A 19075-nucleotide genomic window follows, 5' to 3' on the forward strand; every position below is an offset into this window, starting at 1 on the left:
AGAGAATTGAATCAATGCCGCACATTTTGATCGTCGAAGACGAAACCATTATCCGCTCTGCCTTGCGTCGCCTGCTTGAACGTAATCAGTACCAGGTCAGCGAAGCCGGCTCGGTGCAGGAAGCCCAGGAGCGTTTCAGCATTCCCACCTTTGACCTGATCGTCAGTGACCTGCGCCTGCCTGGCGCACCCGGCACCGAACTGATCAAGCTGGGCCAGGGCACGCCGGTGCTGATCATGACCAGCTACGCCAGCCTTCGCTCCGCCGTCGACTCGATGAAGATGGGCGCGGTGGACTACATCGCCAAGCCTTTCGATCACGACGAAATGCTCCAGGCGGTGGCTCGCATCCTGCGTGATCGTCAATCGGCCAGCAGTGCCCCGGCGGAACGGCCGGCCGGCAAGGCCGCCAGCGACAAGCCCGGTGTCGACAACAGCAATGGCGAAATCGGCATCATCGGCTCCTGCCCGCCCATGCAGGACCTGTACGTCAAGATCCGCAAGGTTGCGCCCACGGACTCCAATGTATTGATCCAGGGCGAGTCCGGTACCGGCAAGGAGTTGGTGGCCCGTGCCCTGCACAACCTGTCCAAGCGTGCCAAGGCGCCGATGATTTCGGTGAACTGCGCGGCAATCCCTGAATCCCTGATCGAGTCCGAACTGTTCGGCCATGAGAAAGGTGCCTTTACCGGTGCCAGCGCCGGACGCGCAGGCCTGGTAGAAGCGGCGGACGGCGGCACGCTGTTCCTCGACGAAATCGGTGAACTGCCCCTGGAAGCCCAGGCGCGCCTGCTGCGAGTGTTGCAGGAAGGCGAGATTCGTCGGGTGGGCTCGGTCCAGTCGCAAAAAGTCGATGTGCGCCTGATCGCCGCGACTCACCGCGACCTGAAAAGCCTGGCCAAGATCGGCCAGTTCCGCGAAGACCTGTACTACCGCCTGCACGTGATCGCCCTCAAACTGCCGGCCTTGCGTGAACGCGGCGCCGACGTCAACGAGATTGCCAATGCGTTCCTGTTGCGCCAGAGCGCACGGGTCAACCGTACCGACCTGACGTTTGCGGCCGACGCCGAACAGGCCATCCGCCACTATTCGTGGCCAGGCAACGTGCGCGAGCTGGAAAACGCCGTGGAGCGCGCGGTAATCCTTTCGGAAAGCCCGCAGATCTCCGCAGAGCTGTTGGGCATCGACATCGAACTGAGCGACCTGGACGATGACGACTTCATTGGCCTGGCCCCCCAACAGGGCGGCAGTAACACCAGCCACGAGCCCACGGAAGACTTGTCCCTGGAAGACTACTTCCAGCACTTCGTCCTGGAACACCAGGACCACATGACCGAGACCGAACTGGCGCGCAAACTGGGCGTCAGCCGCAAATGCCTGTGGGAGCGGCGCCAGCGCCTGGGCATTCCAAGGCGCAAGACCGGGGTTGCCAGCGAAAGCTGAGGCCAACTCACATGGGGTAACACCCCAAACGTGAAAAAACTGTTACCTCAGATATTCACGTAACAAAAAGCCGGGGCTTACGGTAACGAAGCCCCGGCTTTTTTATGCCCGCCAAACCCACCAGATCCGACCAAACCCCTTGTTTTGCTGGGGTTTGCAAAAGTTGGCACGCACCCTGCTATATGCTTAGTACAAGAACAATAAAAAGCACCGTACACACACAATAAAAATAAGACGAATCGACTCACGCACAATAAAAACAACACGGCGGAGGCGCAGCTAACTGATTCTTTTGGAGAGGCGTTGCATTTGGGGCTTGCCCCGCAACCAGGCCGAGAACAACAAAAACTGCCCTAAGGCAGAGCCTGAACTGGTTGGATCATTGATCATCGCAACACAGCGACCAAAGCAATCCGTTTGCTCTTGACTCCCGATTGGGAGTGTCATGAAGGTCAAATCTCATGACGAGGGCGATCAACAAAAACAAGAAGCCCGAAATCAATAATAAAAATAGAGCACGCAACTACTTTCTGGGGGAGCTTCGGCTCCCCTTGTAGTTTCTGCGATTTGAGCGTCAACCGGCCTCATTTAAGCATCTGGCTCACGGCTTGCAGCTAGTTCCTACACCATCCCCTGACTAAATGCTAGAATCCCGGCCCATCATGCGGTCATTCTTCGTTATGGCCGAACATTCCTTCAAACAGTGCATCCCATGCTGAAGAAGTTGTTCCAGTCATTCCGTTCCCCCTTGCGTCGTACGCAACACATTCGCAGCACGCCTGAAGTGCTCAACAGCAATCAACATTCGCTGCAGCGCGCCCAGTTCAGCCGTTATGCGGTGAACATCGTCGAACGCCTGCAGAACGCTGGCTACCAGGCCTACCTGGTCGGCGGTTGCGTGCGCGACATGTTGCTCAACATCACCCCAAAGGATTTTGACGTCGCCACCAGCGCCACGCCTGAACAAGTGCGTGCCGAGTTTCGCAACGCGCGGATCATCGGCCGGCGCTTCAAATTGGTGCATATCCACTTTGGTCGCGAGATCATCGAGGTCGCGACCTTCCGCGCGGGCCACCCGCAAAACGATGAAGAGGAAGACAGCAACCAATCTTCCCGCAACGAAAGCGGACGCATCCTGCGGGACAATGTTTACGGCACCCTGGAAGAAGACGCGCAACGTCGCGACTTCACCATCAATGCCCTCTATTACGATCCGGTCAGCGAGCGCATCCTCGATTACGCCAACGGCGTGCACGATATCCGCAATCACCTGATCCGCCTGATCGGCGACCCCACGCAGCGCTACCAGGAAGACCCGGTGCGCATGCTGCGGGCCGTGCGGTTTGCCGCCAAGCTGAACTTCGGTATCGAGAAACACACAGCCGCGCCGATTCGCGAACTGGCTCCGATGCTGCGGGAAATCCCCTCGGCGCGCCTGTTCGAAGAAGTGCTCAAGCTGTTCCTGTCCGGGCATGCCGCCGACACGTTCGAAATGCTGGTGGACCTGCAGTTGTTCGACCCACTGTTCCCGGCCAGCGCCGATGCACTGGAGCACAACCCGACGTACACCCACACCCTGATCAGTGAAGCCTTGATCAACACTGACCTTAGGATCAAACAGAACAAACCGGTGACCCCGGCCTTCCTGTTTGCCGCCCTGCTCTGGCCTGCGTTGCCAGCCCGAGTGCTGCGCCTGCAGAACCGTGGCATGCCGCCAATTCCAGCGATGCAGGAAGCCGCCCACGAACTGATCGCTGAACAGTGCCAGCGCATCGCGATCCCCAAGCGTTTCACCATGCCGATCCGCGAGATCTGGGACATGCAGGAGCGCCTGCCACGCCGCAGTGGCAAACGTGCCGACCTGCTGCTGGACAACCCGCGCTTCCGTGCCGGCTATGACTTCCTGCTGCTGCGCGAAAGTGCCGGCGAGCAGACCGATGGCCTGGGCGAATGGTGGACCGACTACCAGGACGCCAATGACAGCGAACGTCGCGAGATGATCCGTGAGCTCAGCAGCAAAGGCGAAGCCACTGGCGACGGGCCGAAGAAACGCCGCCGCAGCAGTGGCAGCAAACGCAAGCGCAGTGCCGCCGACACCTCTGGCGAATAAGCACGGTGGAGCGTATCTACATCGGTATGGGCAGCAACCTTGCTGCCCCGCAGCAGCAGTTGCGCGACGCCCTCAAGGCGTTGGCGCAATTGCCGAACACCACATTCGCGGGTGTTTCTGCCTTCTATCAAAGTGATTCCCTGCTTAGCGGACAACCGCGCTACACCAATGCCGTGGCGGCGCTGGACAGCACGCTTGCGCCGCTGGCACTGCTGGATGCGCTGCAGGCCATCGAAAACGATCAGGGCCGCGAACGCCTTGAGCGCTGGGGGCCACGCACCCTGGACCTGGATATCCTGCTGTTTGGTGATCGCCTGATCGACGAGCCGCGCCTCAAGGTGCCTCATTACCAAATGCATCTAAGGGCTTTTGTGCTCTATCCACTTGCCGAATTGGCGCCGTCCACTTTAAAACTGCCTGACGGCCGCCTACTCAGCGACGTGCTCGCCGAATGCCCGTTCGTCGGCCTCGAACGCCTGCCTCAATCCCTGTAGGAGCTGGCTTGCCTGCGATGGCATCACCGCGGTATGCCTGACACACCGCGGTGATGCCATCGCAGGCAAGCCAGCTCCTACATTGATCTTCAGCGCCAGCCAAAAGGCGCTCCAGCCTGCTGAATCGCATCAGTAACAGCGGTAACACCCCGCTCGTAACAATGCGGTAACACATCCAATTGACTTCCCGAGTCCTCCTCACGACTATAGGCGTCCCGCTGCCGCCAACCCGGCGCTGAAGGGCGCAATCCAGGCCTTATAAGCACTGCTCTGAAGAAAGTGCGCCTGTATAAACGAAGACTCACGCGCGTTACTCGCTGTTTCCAAGCGCCTGAACGAGGACCCTTTTCATGCCAGACATTACCCTGACCACCTTGCAGAGCCTCAAACTCAAAGGTGAAAAAATCGCCATGCTGACCTGCTATGACGCCACGTTCGCCCAGGCCTGCTGCCAGGCCGGCGTCGAGGTGTTACTGGTAGGCGACTCCCTGGGCATGGTTCTTCAAGGGAATGACAGCACCCTCCCCGTCACCACCGATGAGCTCGCCTACCACACCGCCAGCGTCAAGCGCGGTAACGAGGGCGCGTTCATCATCGCCGACCTGCCGTTCATGGGTTACGCAACGCTGGAGCAGACGTTCCAGAACGCCGGCAAGCTGATGCAGGCCGGGGCACATATGATCAAAGTGGAAGGTGCCGTGTGGCTCGCCGAGTCGATCCGCCTGTTGGCTGAACGCGGCGTGCCGGTATGCGCGCATATGGGCCTCACCCCACAGTCGGTGAACATCCTCGGTGGTTACAAGGTCCAGGGCCGCAATGAAGCCCAGGCGCGGCAGATGCGTGCCGATGCCATCGCCCTGGAGCAGGCTGGCGCCGCGATGATCGTACTCGAATGCGTGCCAAGCGAACTGGCGCAAGAAATCACCCAGGCGGTGAAAATCCCGGTGATCGGCATTGGTGCGGGCAGCGCGACTGACGGCCAGGTCCTGGTACTGCACGATATGCTGGGCCTGAACCTCACTGGTCGCGCACCAAAATTCGTGAAGAACTTCATGGCCGGCCAGGACAACATCCAGGCTGCATTGAGCGCCTATGTCGCCGAAGTCAAAGCCATTACCTTCCCAGGCATCGAACACGGATTCTCTGCATGAACACCGTCAAAACCCTGCGCGAACTGCGAGCCGCCGTCACTCACGCGCGTAGCGCCGGCAAGCGCATCGGCTTCGTGCCCACCATGGGCAACCTGCATGCCGGCCACGCTACGCTGGTGACCCGCGCCGCCGAGCAAGCCGACTTCGTGGTGGCGAGCATTTTCGTCAACCCACTGCAGTTTGGCGCCGGCGAAGACCTGGACAAGTACCCACGCACCCTCGCCGCCGACCAGGAAAAGCTGCTGGTGGCAGGCTGCAACCTGCTATTTGCCCCTACGGTTGACGAGATGTACCCCGGCGGCATGACCGTGCAGACCCGAGTCAGCGTGCCGCAATTGTCCGAAGGCCTGTGCGGCGCCAGCCGTCCGGGCCACTTCGAGGGTGTGGCGACCGTGGTGAGCAAGTTGTTCAACATGGTCCAGCCTGACCTGGCGGTATTCGGGCAAAAGGACTATCAGCAACTGGCGGTGATCCGCGCCATGGTGCGCGACCTGAACATGCCGATCCAGATCATCGGCGAGCCCACCGTGCGCGCCGAGGACGGCCTCGCGCTGTCCTCGCGCAACGGCTACCTGAGCGAAGAACAGCGCGCCATCGCCCCGGTGCTGTACCGCAGCCTCTGCCAGATCGCCACCGCGATCCAAGCCGGCGACCGCGACTTTGCCAAACTGCGCGCCGAACAGATCCAGCACATCGAGGCCGCCGGCCTGCGGATGGACTACCTGGAAGTTCGCCAGGGCCAGCACCTGCGCCCTGCAACTGTCGAGGATCGTGATGTGGTGATCCTCGTTGCCGCTTACCTGGGCGCGACCCGGCTGATCGACAACCTGCACCTCACGCTACCCGCCTGATCCTGGCGATACTCCACTGTAGGAAAGGCTTGTGTGGGATCGGGCTTGCCCGCGAAGGCGGTGGGTCAGCGACAAATGCATCGACTGACAGTCTGCAATCGCGGGCAAGCCCGCTCCCACACAAAGCGGCTCCCACAGTGGTTTTGTAGCGCCCCTCAGGCCCCGGTATAAAAAAGTACCGGCCTCTGCACAGACAAAGCCAAGACATATCGACACGCTAGGTTTAATGTAATCGCCCGGCGTTATAGTTAGCGCTGTCTGGAACCCAATCCTTGATACAAGACTGGACGTTCCGGGTTTAGAAGTGTCCTAAAGGCAGTCCCAGCAATAAAAAGGAAACCCGCAGCGATGGCGTACTACCGCACTCCCCATGACGTTACCGCTCTGCCCGCTTGGCAAGCGCTCAATCAACATCGCCAGGCCATGCAGGATTTCAGCATGCGCGAAGCGTTCAATGCCGATCCCCAGCGCTTTACCCAGTTCACTTTGAGCAGCTGCGGGCTGTTCCTCGATTACTCGAAAAACCTGATTACCCCTGAAACACGCGACCTGCTGGTGGGCTTGGCCAACGAAGTCGATCTCAAAGGCGCGATCAAGGCGCTGTTCGACGGCGAGCCGGTCAACTCTTCGGAAGGTCGTCCGGCGCTGCACACTGCACTGCGCCGCCCGGTGGGCGACAAGCTGTCGGTCAACGGCACCAACATCATGCCCGACGTGCACAAGGTGCTGAACCAGATCACCGATCTGGTGGGCCGCATCCATGATGGCCTGTGGCGCGGCTACACCGAAAAGCCGATCACCGACGTGGTCAACATCGGCATCGGTGGCTCGTTCCTCGGCCCGGAGCTGGTCTCTGAAGCGCTGTTGTCCTACGCCCACAAAGGTGTGCGCTGCCATTACCTGGCGAATATCGATGGCAGTGAGTTCCACGAACTCACCCAGAAGCTGCGCGCCGAGACCACGCTGTTTATTGTCTCGTCGAAATCCTTCAACACCCTCGAAACCCTGAAAAACGCCCAGGCCGCCCGCGCCTGGTACCTGGCCCAGGGTGGCTCGGAAGCCGAGCTGTATCGCCACTTCATCGCCGTGTCGAGCAACAACGCGGCGGCCGTGGCCTTCGGTATCCGTGAAGAGAATATCTTCCCGATGTGGGACTGGGTCGGCGGCCGTTACTCGTTGTGGTCGGCCATCGGCTTGCCTATCGCCCTGGCGATTGGCATGTCCAACTTCAAGGAACTGCTGTCTGGCGCCTACTCCATGGACCAGCACTTCCAGAACACCCCATTCGAGCAGAATATGCCTGTGCTGCTGGGCCTGCTGGGTGTGTGGTACGGCAACTTCTGGGGCGCTCAGAGCCATGCGATCCTGCCGTACGACCACTACCTGCGCAACATCACCAAGCACCTGCAACAACTGGACATGGAATCCAACGGCAAAAGCGTGCGCCAGGACGGCAAGCCGGTTGCGGTCGACACGGGCCCGGTGATCTGGGGCGGCGTGGGCTGCAACGGCCAGCACGCTTACCACCAGTTGCTGCACCAGGGCACCCAACTGATCCCGGCCGACTTCATTGTGCCGATCGTCAGCTTCAACCCGGTCTCCGACCATCACCAGTGGCTGTATGCCAACTGCCTGTCCCAGAGCCAGGCGCTGATGCTCGGCAAGACCCGCAGCGAAGCCGAAGCCGAGCTGCGTGACAAAGGCATGGCCGAGGAAGAAGTACAGAAGCTGGCGCCACACAAAGTCATCCCTGGCAACCGCCCGAGCAACACCCTGGTGGTCGAACGGATCAGCCCGCGCCGCCTCGGCGCACTGGTGGCGATGTATGAGCACAAGGTGTTCGTGCAGAGCGTTATCTGGGGCATCAACGCTTTTGACCAATGGGGCGTTGAGCTGGGCAAGGAGCTGGGCAAAGGCGTCTACAACCGCCTGACAGGCGCTGAGGAAACCTCGGCCGAAGATGCCTCGACCCAGGGCCTGATCAACTACTTCCGTGGTCGTCACCGCGGTTGAAGTGATCGGCACTACAATCAGGGATTGAACCTGCACAAGCGCCCTTGTGTAGGAACTGGCTTGCCAGCTCCTGCACAAGGGTCAGCCTTGAGCTCTTGTATCTATAACAAGAAGAGGGATCCCTTATGTTCGATATCAGCCAGTTTCCCCATGCCGATGCCGTGCGCCGTGCCGCACAACTGGGCCAAGAGGACTATCAGCGCCTCTATCGTCAATCCATCGATCACCCCGATATCTTCTGGGCCGAACAGGCCAAAGCCTTGCTTGACTGGATCACGCCCTGGCAGACCGTCCAGCACTGCGATATCCACACCGGCGCCGCCCAGTGGTTTGCCGGCGGCCAGCTGAACGTCAGCTACAACTGCATTGACCGGCACCTGGCGCAACGTGCCGATCAGCCGGCCTTTATCTGGGAAGGCGACGATCCTGCAAAATCTTCCAAAATCACCTACCGCCAACTTCATCAAAACGTCAGCCGCCTGGCCAATGTGCTGAAAAGCCGTGGGGTGAAGAAAGGCGATCGGGTGTGTATCTACATGCCGATGATTCCCGAGGCCGCCTACGCGATGCTGGCCTGTACGCGGATTGGCGCGGTGCACTCGGTGGTGTTTGGCGGGTTCTCACCGGATGCCTTGCGCGACCGCATTCTGGATGCCGACTGCCGCACGGTGATCACTGCCGATGAAGGCGTGCGCGGCGGCAGGCCCGTGGCACTGAAACAGAATGTCGACAAGGCCTTGGCCAGTTGCCCAAATGTCACGACGGTACTGGTGGTGGAACGCACGGGCGCTGCGGTGGCCTGGACCGAGGGGCGCGACCTCAAGTATCAACAGGCTGTTGACGCGGTCAGCGGCGAATGCCCGCCCGAGGCGATGGATGCCGAAGACCCGCTGTTTATCCTCTATACCTCCGGCAGCACCGGCAAGCCCAAAGGCGTGTTGCACACCACCGGTGGCTACCTGCTGCAAGCGGCAATGACCTTCAAGTACGTGCTCGACTACCGCGAGGGCGAGGTGTTCTGGTGCACCGCCGACGTCGGCTGGGTCACTGGCCATAGCTATATCGTGTACGGGCCACTGGCCAATGGCGCCACCTCCCTGATGTTCGAGGGCGTGCCGAGTTATCCGGACAGCTCGCGCTTCTGGCAGGTGATCGACAAGCATCAGGTGAATATCTTCTACACCGCGCCCACCGCCTTGCGGGCCCTGATGCGTGAGGGCCATGGTCCGCTGGAGAACACATCCCGGGCCAGCCTGAGGTTGCTCGGCAGTGTCGGCGAGCCGATCAACCCGGAAGCCTGGGAGTGGTATTTCAATGCCGTCGGCGAACAGCGCTGCCCGATTGTCGATACCTGGTGGCAGACCGAAACCGGCGGCATCATGCTCAGCCCGCTGGTCAGCGCCCAGCGCATCAAGCCTGGCTGCGCCACCCAACCGATGTTTGGGGTGCAGCCGGTATTGCTCGACGAACAGGGTAAGGAAATCAACGGCGCCGGCAGTGGCGTCCTGGCGATCAAGTCCAGCTGGCCGGGGCAGATCCGCAGCGTGTATGGCGACCCACAGCGGATGATCGATACCTACTTCAAGCCCTACCCCGGCTACTACTTTACCGGCGACGGCGCGCGGCGCGACGAGGATGGCGACTACTGGATCACCGGGCGTATCGATGATGTGATCAACGTGTCCGGCCATCGCATCGGCACCGCCGAGGTGGAAAGCGCGCTGGTGCTGCATGACAAGGTGGCCGAGGCCGCCGTCGTCGGCTATCCCCATGACCTCAAGGGCCAGGGCATCTATGCGTTTGTCACGCCGATGAATGGCGTCGAGCCCAGCGACGAGCTGAAAAAGCACCTCTTGGAACTGGTCAGCAAGGAAATCGGTAGTTTCGCCAAGCCCGAGCTGATCCAATGGGCGCCGGCCTTGCCCAAAACACGTTCAGGCAAGATCATGCGACGTATCCTGCGCAAGATCGCTTGCAATGAGCTGGACAGCCTGGGCGATACCTCGACCCTGGCCGATCCGAGCGTGGTCGACGGCCTGATCGACAAACGCCTGAACCGATAGGACCCCCCAAGCCACCATGGAATTTCTGCGCAACCGTATCGAATCCCAGTTGATGAGCCTGACGGGCCTGTCCCTCGGCAATCTGGACCTGGAGAGCCCCAAAGGCGACCCAGGGCTGTTCGGGCCGGACTCGGTAAGCTGGAAGGTCCATGGTGACTTCAGCAGCATGCTGATCGGTGGCATCAGCGCCTTGATGTTGCAGGCGCTGCATCCCCTGGCGTTGGCCGGCGTGTGGGACCATTCGAATTTTCGCCAGGACATGCTCGGGCGTTTGCGCCGCACTTCGCAGTTTATTTCCGGTACCACCTTTGGCTCGCGCCGCGACGCGTCATGGCTGATCGAAAAGGTGCGCACCATCCACCTGCAAGTGGTCGGGCATGCGCCTGACGGGCGTCCTTATGCGGCTAGCGATCCCGAATTGCTCACCTGGGTCCACGTCGCCGAAGTCAGCAGCTTTCTCGCGGCGCACCTGCGCTACAAAAACCCGGATTTATCGCCCAGGGATCAAGACCGCTACTACAGCGAAATAGCCCTGATCGCCGAACAGCTGGGAGCTCGGCATGTGCCGCGCTCACGGCAGGAAATTTCGGATTATCTGCAGCGGATTCGCCCACAACTGCTGTGTGACGAACGCAGCCGTGAAGTGCTGCGCCTGCTGCTCAACGCCCCGGCACCCAGCACCCTGGCCAAGCCGTTCGGCGCGCTGATGATGCAAGCGGGTATTGATCTGCTTCCGGACTGGGCCAACGACATGCTTGGCCAACAACAAAGCCCACTGCAACGCCAACTGATCCGCACTGGGGTCAGGCGCAGCGCGCCACTGCTGCGCTGGGCGATGCGCAACGGCTCGGTGCAGCGCGCCCACAGGCGCATGGGCCTGCTGTAACGCAGCTTTGTAGGAGCGGGTTTGCCAGCGAAAATCGTCAACGCTGACGCAACACGCCTGAAGAAACGCGGGGATGTCGAGTTTTTCGCGGGCAAGCCCGCTCCTGTAAAAGCCGCGACCCACAGGAGCTGTTAAACTTGCGCGCTTAAATTCCCCAGCAAGGCGCGCTCCATGTCGTCCCTGAATCAGGCGCTGCGCGCCGCCCTCGATCACCGCCAAGACCTGCTCGCCGAGCTGCATGCCCAAGGCACCGATTGCTATCGGTTATTCCATGGCAGCCAGGAAGGCGCCGGCGGCTTGACCATCGACCGCTACGGCCCGCAATTGATGGTGCAGAGCTTTCACCAGGCGCTGGACAGCGATGCACTGCTGCAATTGCACCTGATGATCAACCAGTACCTGGGGCTTGAATTGTTGCTGGTCTATAACGACCGCTCCCGAGGCAACTCGCGTATCGACCGCGAAGACACCGTATACCGCGCCGAGCCCGCCGCCCTGGAAGACCTGGTCGGCCATGAATGGGGCCTGAACTATCGGGTGCGCGGCCGCCACTCCGGGCAGGACCCGCTGCTGTTCCTGGACCTGCGCAACACCCGCGGCTGGGTCAAGGCCCACAGTGCCGGCAAAAGCGTACTCAACCTGTTTGCGTACACCTGCGGCGTCGGCCTCAGCGCAGCGGCTGGTGGGGCCAGTGAGGTGTGCAACCTGGATTTTGCCGAGGGCAACCTGGCAGTCGGCCGCGAAAACGGCGACCTGAACCCACAATTGCCGCCCATGACGTTTGTACAGTCCGATTACTTTCCGGCCATCCGCCAACTGGCCGGGCTGCCGATCACCCAGCGTCGCGGGCAAAAACTGCCGAGCTACCCGCGCCTGGAACCACGTCAATATGACCTAGTGCTGCTCGACCCGCCGGCCTGGGCCAAGAGCGCCTTTGGGACCGTGGACTTGCTGCGTGACTACCAGAGCCTGCTCAAGCCGGCATTGCTGGCCACCGCACAAGATGGCGTGCTGATCTGCTGCAACAACCTGGCAAAAGTCAGCATGGACGACTGGCGCGAACAGGTCTTGCGCTGCGCTGAAAAGGCCGGCCGACCTGTACGCGACTGGAAAGTGATGACACCCGGCGCTGACTTTCCCTCACAAGACCAACAGCCCCCACTGAAGACCTTGATCCTGCAACTGTAGGATTGTCCTGAAAGGCTTGGCCTGGCGTAATAAAGGCGCGGTTCTTCGGAACCGCAAACCCGTGCCATACTCCAAGGCACTCCTGATTGATATAGATGGCGTCACCCATGTCCAAAGGATTGATTCGCGCCGCAGGCGCCTTGCTGACCGCCCTTGCACTCTACAGCTTGCTGGGCTTCCTGATTCTGCCCGGTATTGCGCTTCGCGTAGCCAACCAACAGTTGGCCAACTACGCCACCGTACCGGCCCGTATCGAGCGTATCGAACTCAACCCGTTCAGCCTGGAGCTGACCCTCTGGGGCCTGAAGATCGGCGAGCCCGGCAAGGAACAAGTGGGCTTTGAGCGTCTCTACGCCAACCTGCAGATCGACAGCCTCTGGACACGCGCCCTGCACCTGGCCGATGTGCAGTTGGACAAGCCCAGGACCGAAATCCTCTTCGACAAAGCCGGCACGCTCAACCTGGCGCAACTGTTCAAAGTACCGCCGAGCGAACCAACCCCCGATGACCCCGACAGCAAACCGTTCCCGCTGCGTATCGAACGCATCAAGCTGGCCGACGGCTACGTGCACTTTGAAGACGTGCGCCCCAGCGAGCCTATCGAGTTCCTCTACGACAAACTCGACTTTGAGCTGAAAAACCTCAGCACCCTGCCCGAAGACAATGCCGACATGACCCTGGTCGCCGCCGGCCCCGAAGGCGGTCAGATCGACTGGACCGGCAATTTCAGCCTGGTACCGATCACCTCCGAAGGTAAGCTCAAGGTCACCGATGGCAAAATGAAGGTCTGGTGGCCCTACGTACGGGACGCCCTGCCGCTGGTCCTGGAAGACGGCATCCTCAACTTCAGCACCGACTACAAGCTGAACCTGGCCAAAGAAACCGAGCTGAACCTGACCAACGTCTCCGCGAGCATCGCGCCGTTCGCGATCAAGGCCCCGGATGGGCGGCCCCTGGCGCGCCTGGAACGCCTGGATGTCAGCGAAACCTCGATCGACCTGGCCAAGCAGCAAGTGATCGTTGGCAAGATCCGCAGTAACAAGCTCGAAACCTGGGCCGCCCGCGAAGCCGACGGCCAACTGGACTGGCAGAAACTGTTCGCCAGCCAGCCGAGCAAGCCGGCCACCAAGCCCGAGCCAGCCACGGCGCCCGCTACAGCCGATTCGCCGGAACCCGCACCCACAGCACCGAGCAAGCCTTGGCAAGTACTGCTCAAGGACGTGCAACTGCGCAACTACCAGGTGCACTTGGCTGATCGCCAGGTAAAACCTGCTGTGGCACTGGAACTGGGCCCGCTGAATGTCGATGTACAAGACTTCGACAGCCTCAATCAAAGCCCCTTCACCTTGAAGATCGACAGCGGCCTGGGCAAGCAGGGCAAGCTCCAGGCGAGCGGCCAGGTCAACCTGAACCCGGTCAGCGCCAAGCTGAAAGTCGACACCAAGGACATCGACCTGCGGGTTGCCCAATCCTATATCAGTCCGTTTATCCGCCTGGAACTGCGTAGCGGCATGCTCGGCAGCAACCTGGACGTGAACCTCAAGAGTACCGAGCCCCTCGCACTGCAGATCACCGGCCGGGCGCAAGTGGATCAGTTGCACACCCTCGATACCCTCAAGACCCGCGACTTCCTCAAGTGGCAGCGCCTGGTGGTCGAAGGCTTGAACTACCAGCACGGCAACAGCCTGTCGATCGACAAGATCAACCTGCTGCAACCCTATGCACGCTTTATGATCAACGACGACCGCACCACCAACGTCGATGATCTGCTGATCCCGCAACCGGCTGACAGCGGTGCCAAATCTACCGCCAAATCCAGCGCGAGCAACGAAAAGCCTTTGGGTATCCGCATCGGCCAGATCGCGATCAACGATGGTTCGGCCAACTTTGCCGACTTCAGCCTCACGCCGAACTTCGCCACAGCGATCCAGCAGCTCAATGGCCAGATCGGTACCATCGACAGCCGCCAGGCCAAGCCTGCCAGCGTCGATATCAAGGGTAAGGTCGACCGCTATGCGCCAGTGACCATCAAGGGCAGCGTGAACCCGTTTGACCCGATGGCCGCCCTGGATATCGCCACCAGCTTCAAACGCGTCGAGCTGACTACCCTGACCCCGTATTCCGGCAAATTTGCCGGGTTCCGTATCCGTAAGGGCCGGCTCAACCTCGATCTGCACTACGTGATCACCAAAGGCCAGTTGAAGGCCGAGAACAAGGTGGTAGTGGAGCAACTGCAACTGGGCGAGAAAGTCGATAGCGCAGATGCGGTGGACCTGCCGATTCGCCTGGCGATCGCCCTGCTCAAGGACACGGACGGCAAGATCTCCATCGAATTGCCGGTGACTGGCGACTTGAACAACCCGCAATTCAGCGTGATGCCGATTGTCTGGCAAACCCTGCGCAACCTGGTGGTACGGGCGGCGACGGCGCCGTTCAAGTTCATTGGCGGGCTGGTAACCGGTGGTGGCGCGCAGGATCTGGGCAACGTGTCGTTCGCCGCAGGTTCCAGCGCACTGAGCAAGGACGCCGAGTCGGCCCTGGACAGCCTCGCCAAGGCCCTCAAGGAGCGCCCTGCGCTGCGCCTGGAGATCGAAGGCACCGCGGCAGCCAGCAGCGACGGTCCGTTCCTGGCGGCCGAGCGGCTTGAGCGCGAGTATCAGTACAACTACTACAAGATTCTCCAGCGTCGCGGCGATAAAGTCCCGGCCCAGGCGTCGTTGCTTGTAGTACCTGAAAAGGAAAAAGCCCCGCTGCTCGAAGGCATCTATCGCACCCGCTTGAAGCAACAGCCACCGGCTGAGTGGAAAGACCTGGGCAGCGATGAACGCTCGGCGAAACTGCGCGACGGCGTGATCAAATTCTGGAGCGGCAGCGACGTGCTTCTACGCCAACTGGGCCAGGACCGTGCCAGTACGATCAAGGACTATCTGGTCGACAAGGGCCAGTTGGAAGATGACCGGGTGTACTTCATCGATGCCAACCTGGGGCAGGCCGAGAAAGATGGCCGGGTTGTCACGCCAATGCACCTGGATGCCGAGTAACTACCGGCACCAGAAATCTGAAGTGTGGGAGCTGGCTTGCCTGCGATGGCGGTGGGTCAGCCAGCCTATTTGCCGCTGATACACCGCCATCGCAGGCAAGCCAGCTCCTACATTTGCTCTGCATAATCTGCAAAGATAAATTCCAACCCACAATAAAACGGGCCCCGACACAAGTGCCGGGGCCCGTAGTGACCACATCCCTGTGGTCGGTCGCATGAACCTGTAAGGTGCATTGAGCGGATATCTGCCTCGCTCTAGACCGCCTGGGTTCAGTCGAGTTGTTAAGCGTTACTCTGCTTTCAGGCCGTCGGCCGATACAGCTTTAACGCCTTTGATTTTCTTGGTGATATTCACCGCAGTAGTTTTCTGCGCTTCAGTCACAGCGACCGAAGAGGACAGGGAAACTACGCCCTTGTTGGTTTCGACTTTGATATCGGTACCAGGAATGCCTTTCTCGGTTACCAGGTCAGCTTTCACTTTGGTAGTGATCCAGGTATCGGAAGTGGACTCTTTGGCGCCTGCAGCTGCGCTTTTGGTTTTGTCGATGTTGTCTGCCTTGGTAGCGCCGCCAGCCAGCAGGCCGTCAGCAGAAACCGCGGTTACACCTTTGATTTTCTTGGTGATCGCTACAGCGGTTGCTTTCTGCGAATCCGAAATGGCTACAGTCGACGACAGGGAAACCACACCTTTGTTGGTTTCAACCTTGATGTCCGAACCAGGAATGCCTTTTTCGGTCAGCAGATCAGACTTAACTTTAGTGGTGATCCAAGTATCCGAAACGCTTTCTTTTGCCTTGGTGGCTTCACCGGCCGCCAGGGTCATTGGAGCTTGGGAAGTCTGGGCAAAGGCCACGTTAGCACCCATGGCCAGGGTCAGAGCGGTAGCAGTAGCGAGAGCGAACTTCTTCATACGAGTAACTCCTGTTTTATTAAAAGTCTGCAGTGTGTGAACCTTGATGCTGCAGCGTTAACAGGAATATTGCAGGCAGTGTGCCAAGTCCAAACACTAAAATAAATCCATATAAAACAACAAGTTAACAAAATAGGACTTTTTCGAAATCGTGCAACTTGCATGAAGGCCTTCATGCCTGCATGCAAGTTGCGGCTTTTGCCCTAGGCTAAACGGCTGATTTACCGTCACTTTCCCAAAGCCATAAAAAAAGGACTCCGAAGAGTCCTCTTTTTCAGCGTGAAGCCTGGGAGTGATTAAACGCCCGAAGCCTTGGCTGCTGCTACGTCCTTGATGGAAAGCTTGATACGGCCGCGGTTGTCCACGTCCAGTACCAGCACTTCCACTTCCTGGCCTTCTTTCAGAATGTCGGTCACTTTCTCAACGCGAGCGTCGCTCAGCATGGAGATGTGAACCAGGCCATCCTTGCCAGGCAGGATGTTGACGAATGCGCCGAAGTCGACGATGCGCTCAACCTTACCGACGTAGATCTTGCCGATCTCGGCTTCAGCGGTGATACCCAGTACGCGCTGACGTGCTGCTTCAGCCGCTTCCTTGGTTTCGCCGAAGATCTTGATCGAACCGTCGTCTTCGATATCGATCGAGGCCTTGGTTTCTTCACAGATCGCACGGATGGTCGCGCCGCCTTTACCGATAACGTCACGGATTTTGTCGGTGTCGATTTTCATCGCGATCATGGTCGGAGCATTTTCCGACAGCTCGGTGCGGGACTGACCAATGATCTGGTTCATCTGACCGAGGATGTTCAGGCGCGCTTCCAGGGCTTGGCCCAGGGCGATCTCCATGATCTCTTCGGTGATGCCCTTGATCTTGATGTCCATCTGCAGCGCGGTAACACCTTTGGCGGTACCGGCTACTTTGAAGTCCATGTCGCCCAGGTGGTCTTCGTCACCCAGGATGTCGGTCAGGATGGCGAACTTCTCGCCTTCTTTAACCAGGCCCATGGCGATACCGGCAACCGGCGCCTTCATCGGCACACCGGCGTCCATCAGTGCCAGGGAAGCACCGCAAACGGAAGCCATGGAGCTGGAACCGTTCGACTCGGTGATTTCCGATACCACACGGATGGTGTACGGGAACACGTCGGCGGCCGGCAGCATGGCCGAAATCGAACGACGGGCCAGGCGGCCGTGGCCGATTTCGCGACGACCAGCACCGCCCATGCGACCACACTCGCCCACCGAGAACGGAGGGAAGTTGTAGTGCAGCATGAACGGGTCTTTTTTCTCGCCTTCCAGGGTGTCCAGCAGCTGTGCGTCACGGGCAGTACCCAGGGTCGCAACAACCAGGGCCTGGGTTTCACCACGGGTGAACAGGGCCGAACCGTGAGTCTTCGGCAGAACGCCAACTTCGATGTTCAGCGGGCGCACGGTGCGGGTGTCACGGCCGTCGATACGTGGCTTGCCGTTAACGATGTTTTCGCGAACGGTGCGGTATTCGATTTCACCGAAGGCTGCTTTGACTTCGCTGGAAGAAGGCTGGCCTTCTTCGCCGGACAGCTTGGCAACGACTTGGTCCTTCAGCTCACCCAGGCGTGCGTAACGGTCGGCCTTGACAGTGATGGTGTAGGCGTCGGAGATAGCAGCGCCGAACTCGGAGCGGATAGCGCCCAGCAGTGCGGTGGCTTCTGGCTGAGGAGCCCAGGTCCAGGTTGGCTTGGCAGCTTCGGCAGCCAGTTCTTTAACGGCGTTGATCACCACCTGGAACTCGTCGTGAGCAAACAGTACGGCGCCCAGCATCTGGTCTTCGGTCAGCTCTTTGGCTTCCGATTCAACCATCAACACGGCTTCCGAAGTACCGGCAACGACCATGTCCAGGCTCGAGGCTTTCTGCTGCTCGTAAGTCGGGTTCAGCAGGTAGCCGGTGCTTTCGTGGAAAGCAACGCGAGCGGCGCCGATCGGGCCATCGAACGGAATGCCGGAGATGGCCAGGGCCGCCGAAGTACCGATCATCGCAGCGACGTCCGGATCGGTCTTCTTGCTGGTGGAAACGACGGTGCAGACAACCTGCACTTCGTTCATGAAGCCTTCTGGGAACAGCGGACGGATCGGACGGTCGATCAGTCGGGAAGTCAGGGTTTCTTTCTCGGAAGGACGGCCTTCGCGCTTGAAGAAACCGCCAGGGATCTTACCGGCAGCGTAAGTCTTTTCCTGGTAGTGAACGGACAGAGGGAAGAAGCCTTTGCTCGGGTCAGCGGTCTTGGCGCCAACAACGGTCACCAATACGGTGACGTCGTCGTCAACGGTGACCAGCACTGCGCCGGAGGCCTGACGGGCGATACGGCCTGTCTCGAGGGTAACGGTCGACTGACCGAACTGGAATTTTTTGATTACCGGGTTCACGGTGTCCTACCTTCTTTGTGGCTCTTGGGGAACTTGTCTTCTTGCGAAATTCTTGGGCAATGTCGGGAATCGGCCCAACCCTTGTCCAGGGTAAAACGTGTATCCAGATAAAACTTGAGGCTGGGAGCCTGCCATGGGCCAGCGGGAATCCCACTGACACACGGCAAACAACCAACCTCTAGCGCAATCGCTGATTAGCGACGCAGACCCAGGCGACCGATCAGAGTCTGATAACGACCCAGATCCTTGCCTTTCAGGTAGTCCAGCAGCTTACGGCGCTGGTTTACCATGCGGATCAGACCACGACGGGAGTGGTGATCTTTACCGTTGGCCTTGAAGTGACCTTGCAGCTTGTTGATGTTGTGGGTCAGCAGTGCAACTTGCACTTCTGGCGAACCAGTGTCACCAACAGCTTGCTGATAGTCAGCTACGATTTGTGCTTTTTCTTGAACGTCGAGAGCCATGAGGCAATCCTTTTTTCAGGAAACCACCCAAAGGGCAGTTTCAACAGGCCAGGGACAAATC

The 19075-nt window shown here is 59.7% G+C and carries 13 protein-coding genes; 10 read left to right on the forward strand and 3 right to left on the reverse strand.

Annotated features, from left to right (window positions below; genetic code table 11):
- The first annotated feature begins 14 nt into the window (after positions 1-14).
- From HKK57_RS05725 to HKK57_RS05770, 10 genes are all read left to right on the forward strand, one after another.
- Positions 15-1442 carry a sigma-54-dependent transcriptional regulator gene (locus HKK57_RS05725; protein ID WP_029298946.1) on the forward strand — a complete coding sequence of 476 codons (1428 nt, stop codon included), beginning with the start codon at positions 15-17 and terminating at the stop codon, positions 1440-1442.
- Between the two features lie 712 nt (positions 1443-2154).
- Positions 2155-3552 (forward strand): polynucleotide adenylyltransferase PcnB, encoded by a 1398-nt coding sequence (locus tag HKK57_RS05730; protein ID WP_029298948.1) that lies wholly within the window; start codon positions 2155-2157, stop codon positions 3550-3552.
- Between the two features lie 5 nt (positions 3553-3557).
- Positions 3558-4046 (forward strand): 2-amino-4-hydroxy-6-hydroxymethyldihydropteridine diphosphokinase, encoded by a 489-nt coding sequence (gene folK / locus HKK57_RS05735; protein ID WP_154907891.1) that lies wholly within the window; start codon positions 3558-3560, stop codon positions 4044-4046.
- 350 nt (positions 4047-4396) lie between these two features.
- The gene (gene panB, locus HKK57_RS05740) at positions 4397-5197 is read left to right on the forward strand and encodes a 3-methyl-2-oxobutanoate hydroxymethyltransferase (RefSeq protein WP_169389903.1); all 801 of its coding nucleotides are present in this window, start codon (positions 4397-4399) and stop codon (positions 5195-5197) included.
- Positions 5194-6048, forward strand: a complete 855-nt coding sequence (panC, locus tag HKK57_RS05745; RefSeq protein ID WP_029298955.1) for a pantoate--beta-alanine ligase — start codon at positions 5194-5196, stop codon at positions 6046-6048. The genes panB and panC overlap by 4 nt, the downstream gene beginning before the upstream one ends.
- Positions 6049-6396: 348 nt before the next feature.
- Entirely contained in the window at positions 6397-8061 is a 1665-nt protein-coding gene (pgi, locus tag HKK57_RS05750; RefSeq protein ID WP_029298957.1) for a glucose-6-phosphate isomerase, read from the forward strand.
- 125 nt (positions 8062-8186) lie between these two features.
- Entirely contained in the window at positions 8187-10124 is a 1938-nt protein-coding gene (gene acs, locus HKK57_RS05755; protein ID WP_092233376.1) for an acetate--CoA ligase, read from the forward strand.
- 16 nt (positions 10125-10140) lie between these two features.
- On the forward strand, positions 10141-11010 hold the full coding sequence (locus tag HKK57_RS05760; RefSeq protein ID WP_029298961.1) for an oxygenase MpaB family protein: 870 nt from the start codon (positions 10141-10143) through the stop codon (positions 11008-11010).
- 171 nt (positions 11011-11181) lie between these two features.
- On the forward strand, positions 11182-12198 hold the full coding sequence (locus HKK57_RS05765) for a class I SAM-dependent rRNA methyltransferase (protein ID WP_169389904.1): 1017 nt from the start codon (positions 11182-11184) through the stop codon (positions 12196-12198).
- Between the two features lie 107 nt (positions 12199-12305).
- Positions 12306-15239 carry a DUF748 domain-containing protein gene (locus HKK57_RS05770; protein WP_070994375.1) on the forward strand — a complete coding sequence of 978 codons (2934 nt, stop codon included), beginning with the start codon at positions 12306-12308 and terminating at the stop codon, positions 15237-15239.
- A gap of 288 nt (positions 15240-15527) precedes the next feature.
- Here the strand turns inward: HKK57_RS05770 and HKK57_RS05775 are convergent, their stop codons facing one another.
- The 3 genes from HKK57_RS05775 to rpsO all read right to left on the reverse strand — a co-directional run bounded on the left by HKK57_RS05775 (position 15528) and on the right by rpsO (position 19014).
- Entirely contained in the window at positions 15528-16148 is a 621-nt protein-coding gene (locus tag HKK57_RS05775) for a BON domain-containing protein (RefSeq protein WP_029298967.1), read from the reverse strand.
- Between the two features lie 296 nt (positions 16149-16444).
- Positions 16445-18550 carry a polyribonucleotide nucleotidyltransferase gene (pnp, locus tag HKK57_RS05780; protein WP_029298969.1) on the reverse strand — a complete coding sequence of 702 codons (2106 nt, stop codon included), beginning with the start codon at positions 18548-18550 and terminating at the stop codon, positions 16445-16447.
- A 194-nt stretch (positions 18551-18744) separates the two neighbouring features.
- A complete protein-coding gene (gene rpsO / locus HKK57_RS05785) occupies positions 18745-19014 on the reverse strand; it encodes a 30S ribosomal protein S15 (protein WP_003177875.1) in 270 nt (89 codons plus the stop codon).
- Positions 19015-19075 lie beyond the last annotated feature (61 nt).

Origin of the sequence: Pseudomonas sp. ADAK21 (assembly GCF_012935735.1) — a bacterium.
GTDB lineage: Bacteria > Pseudomonadota > Gammaproteobacteria > Pseudomonadales > Pseudomonadaceae > Aquipseudomonas > Aquipseudomonas proteolytica.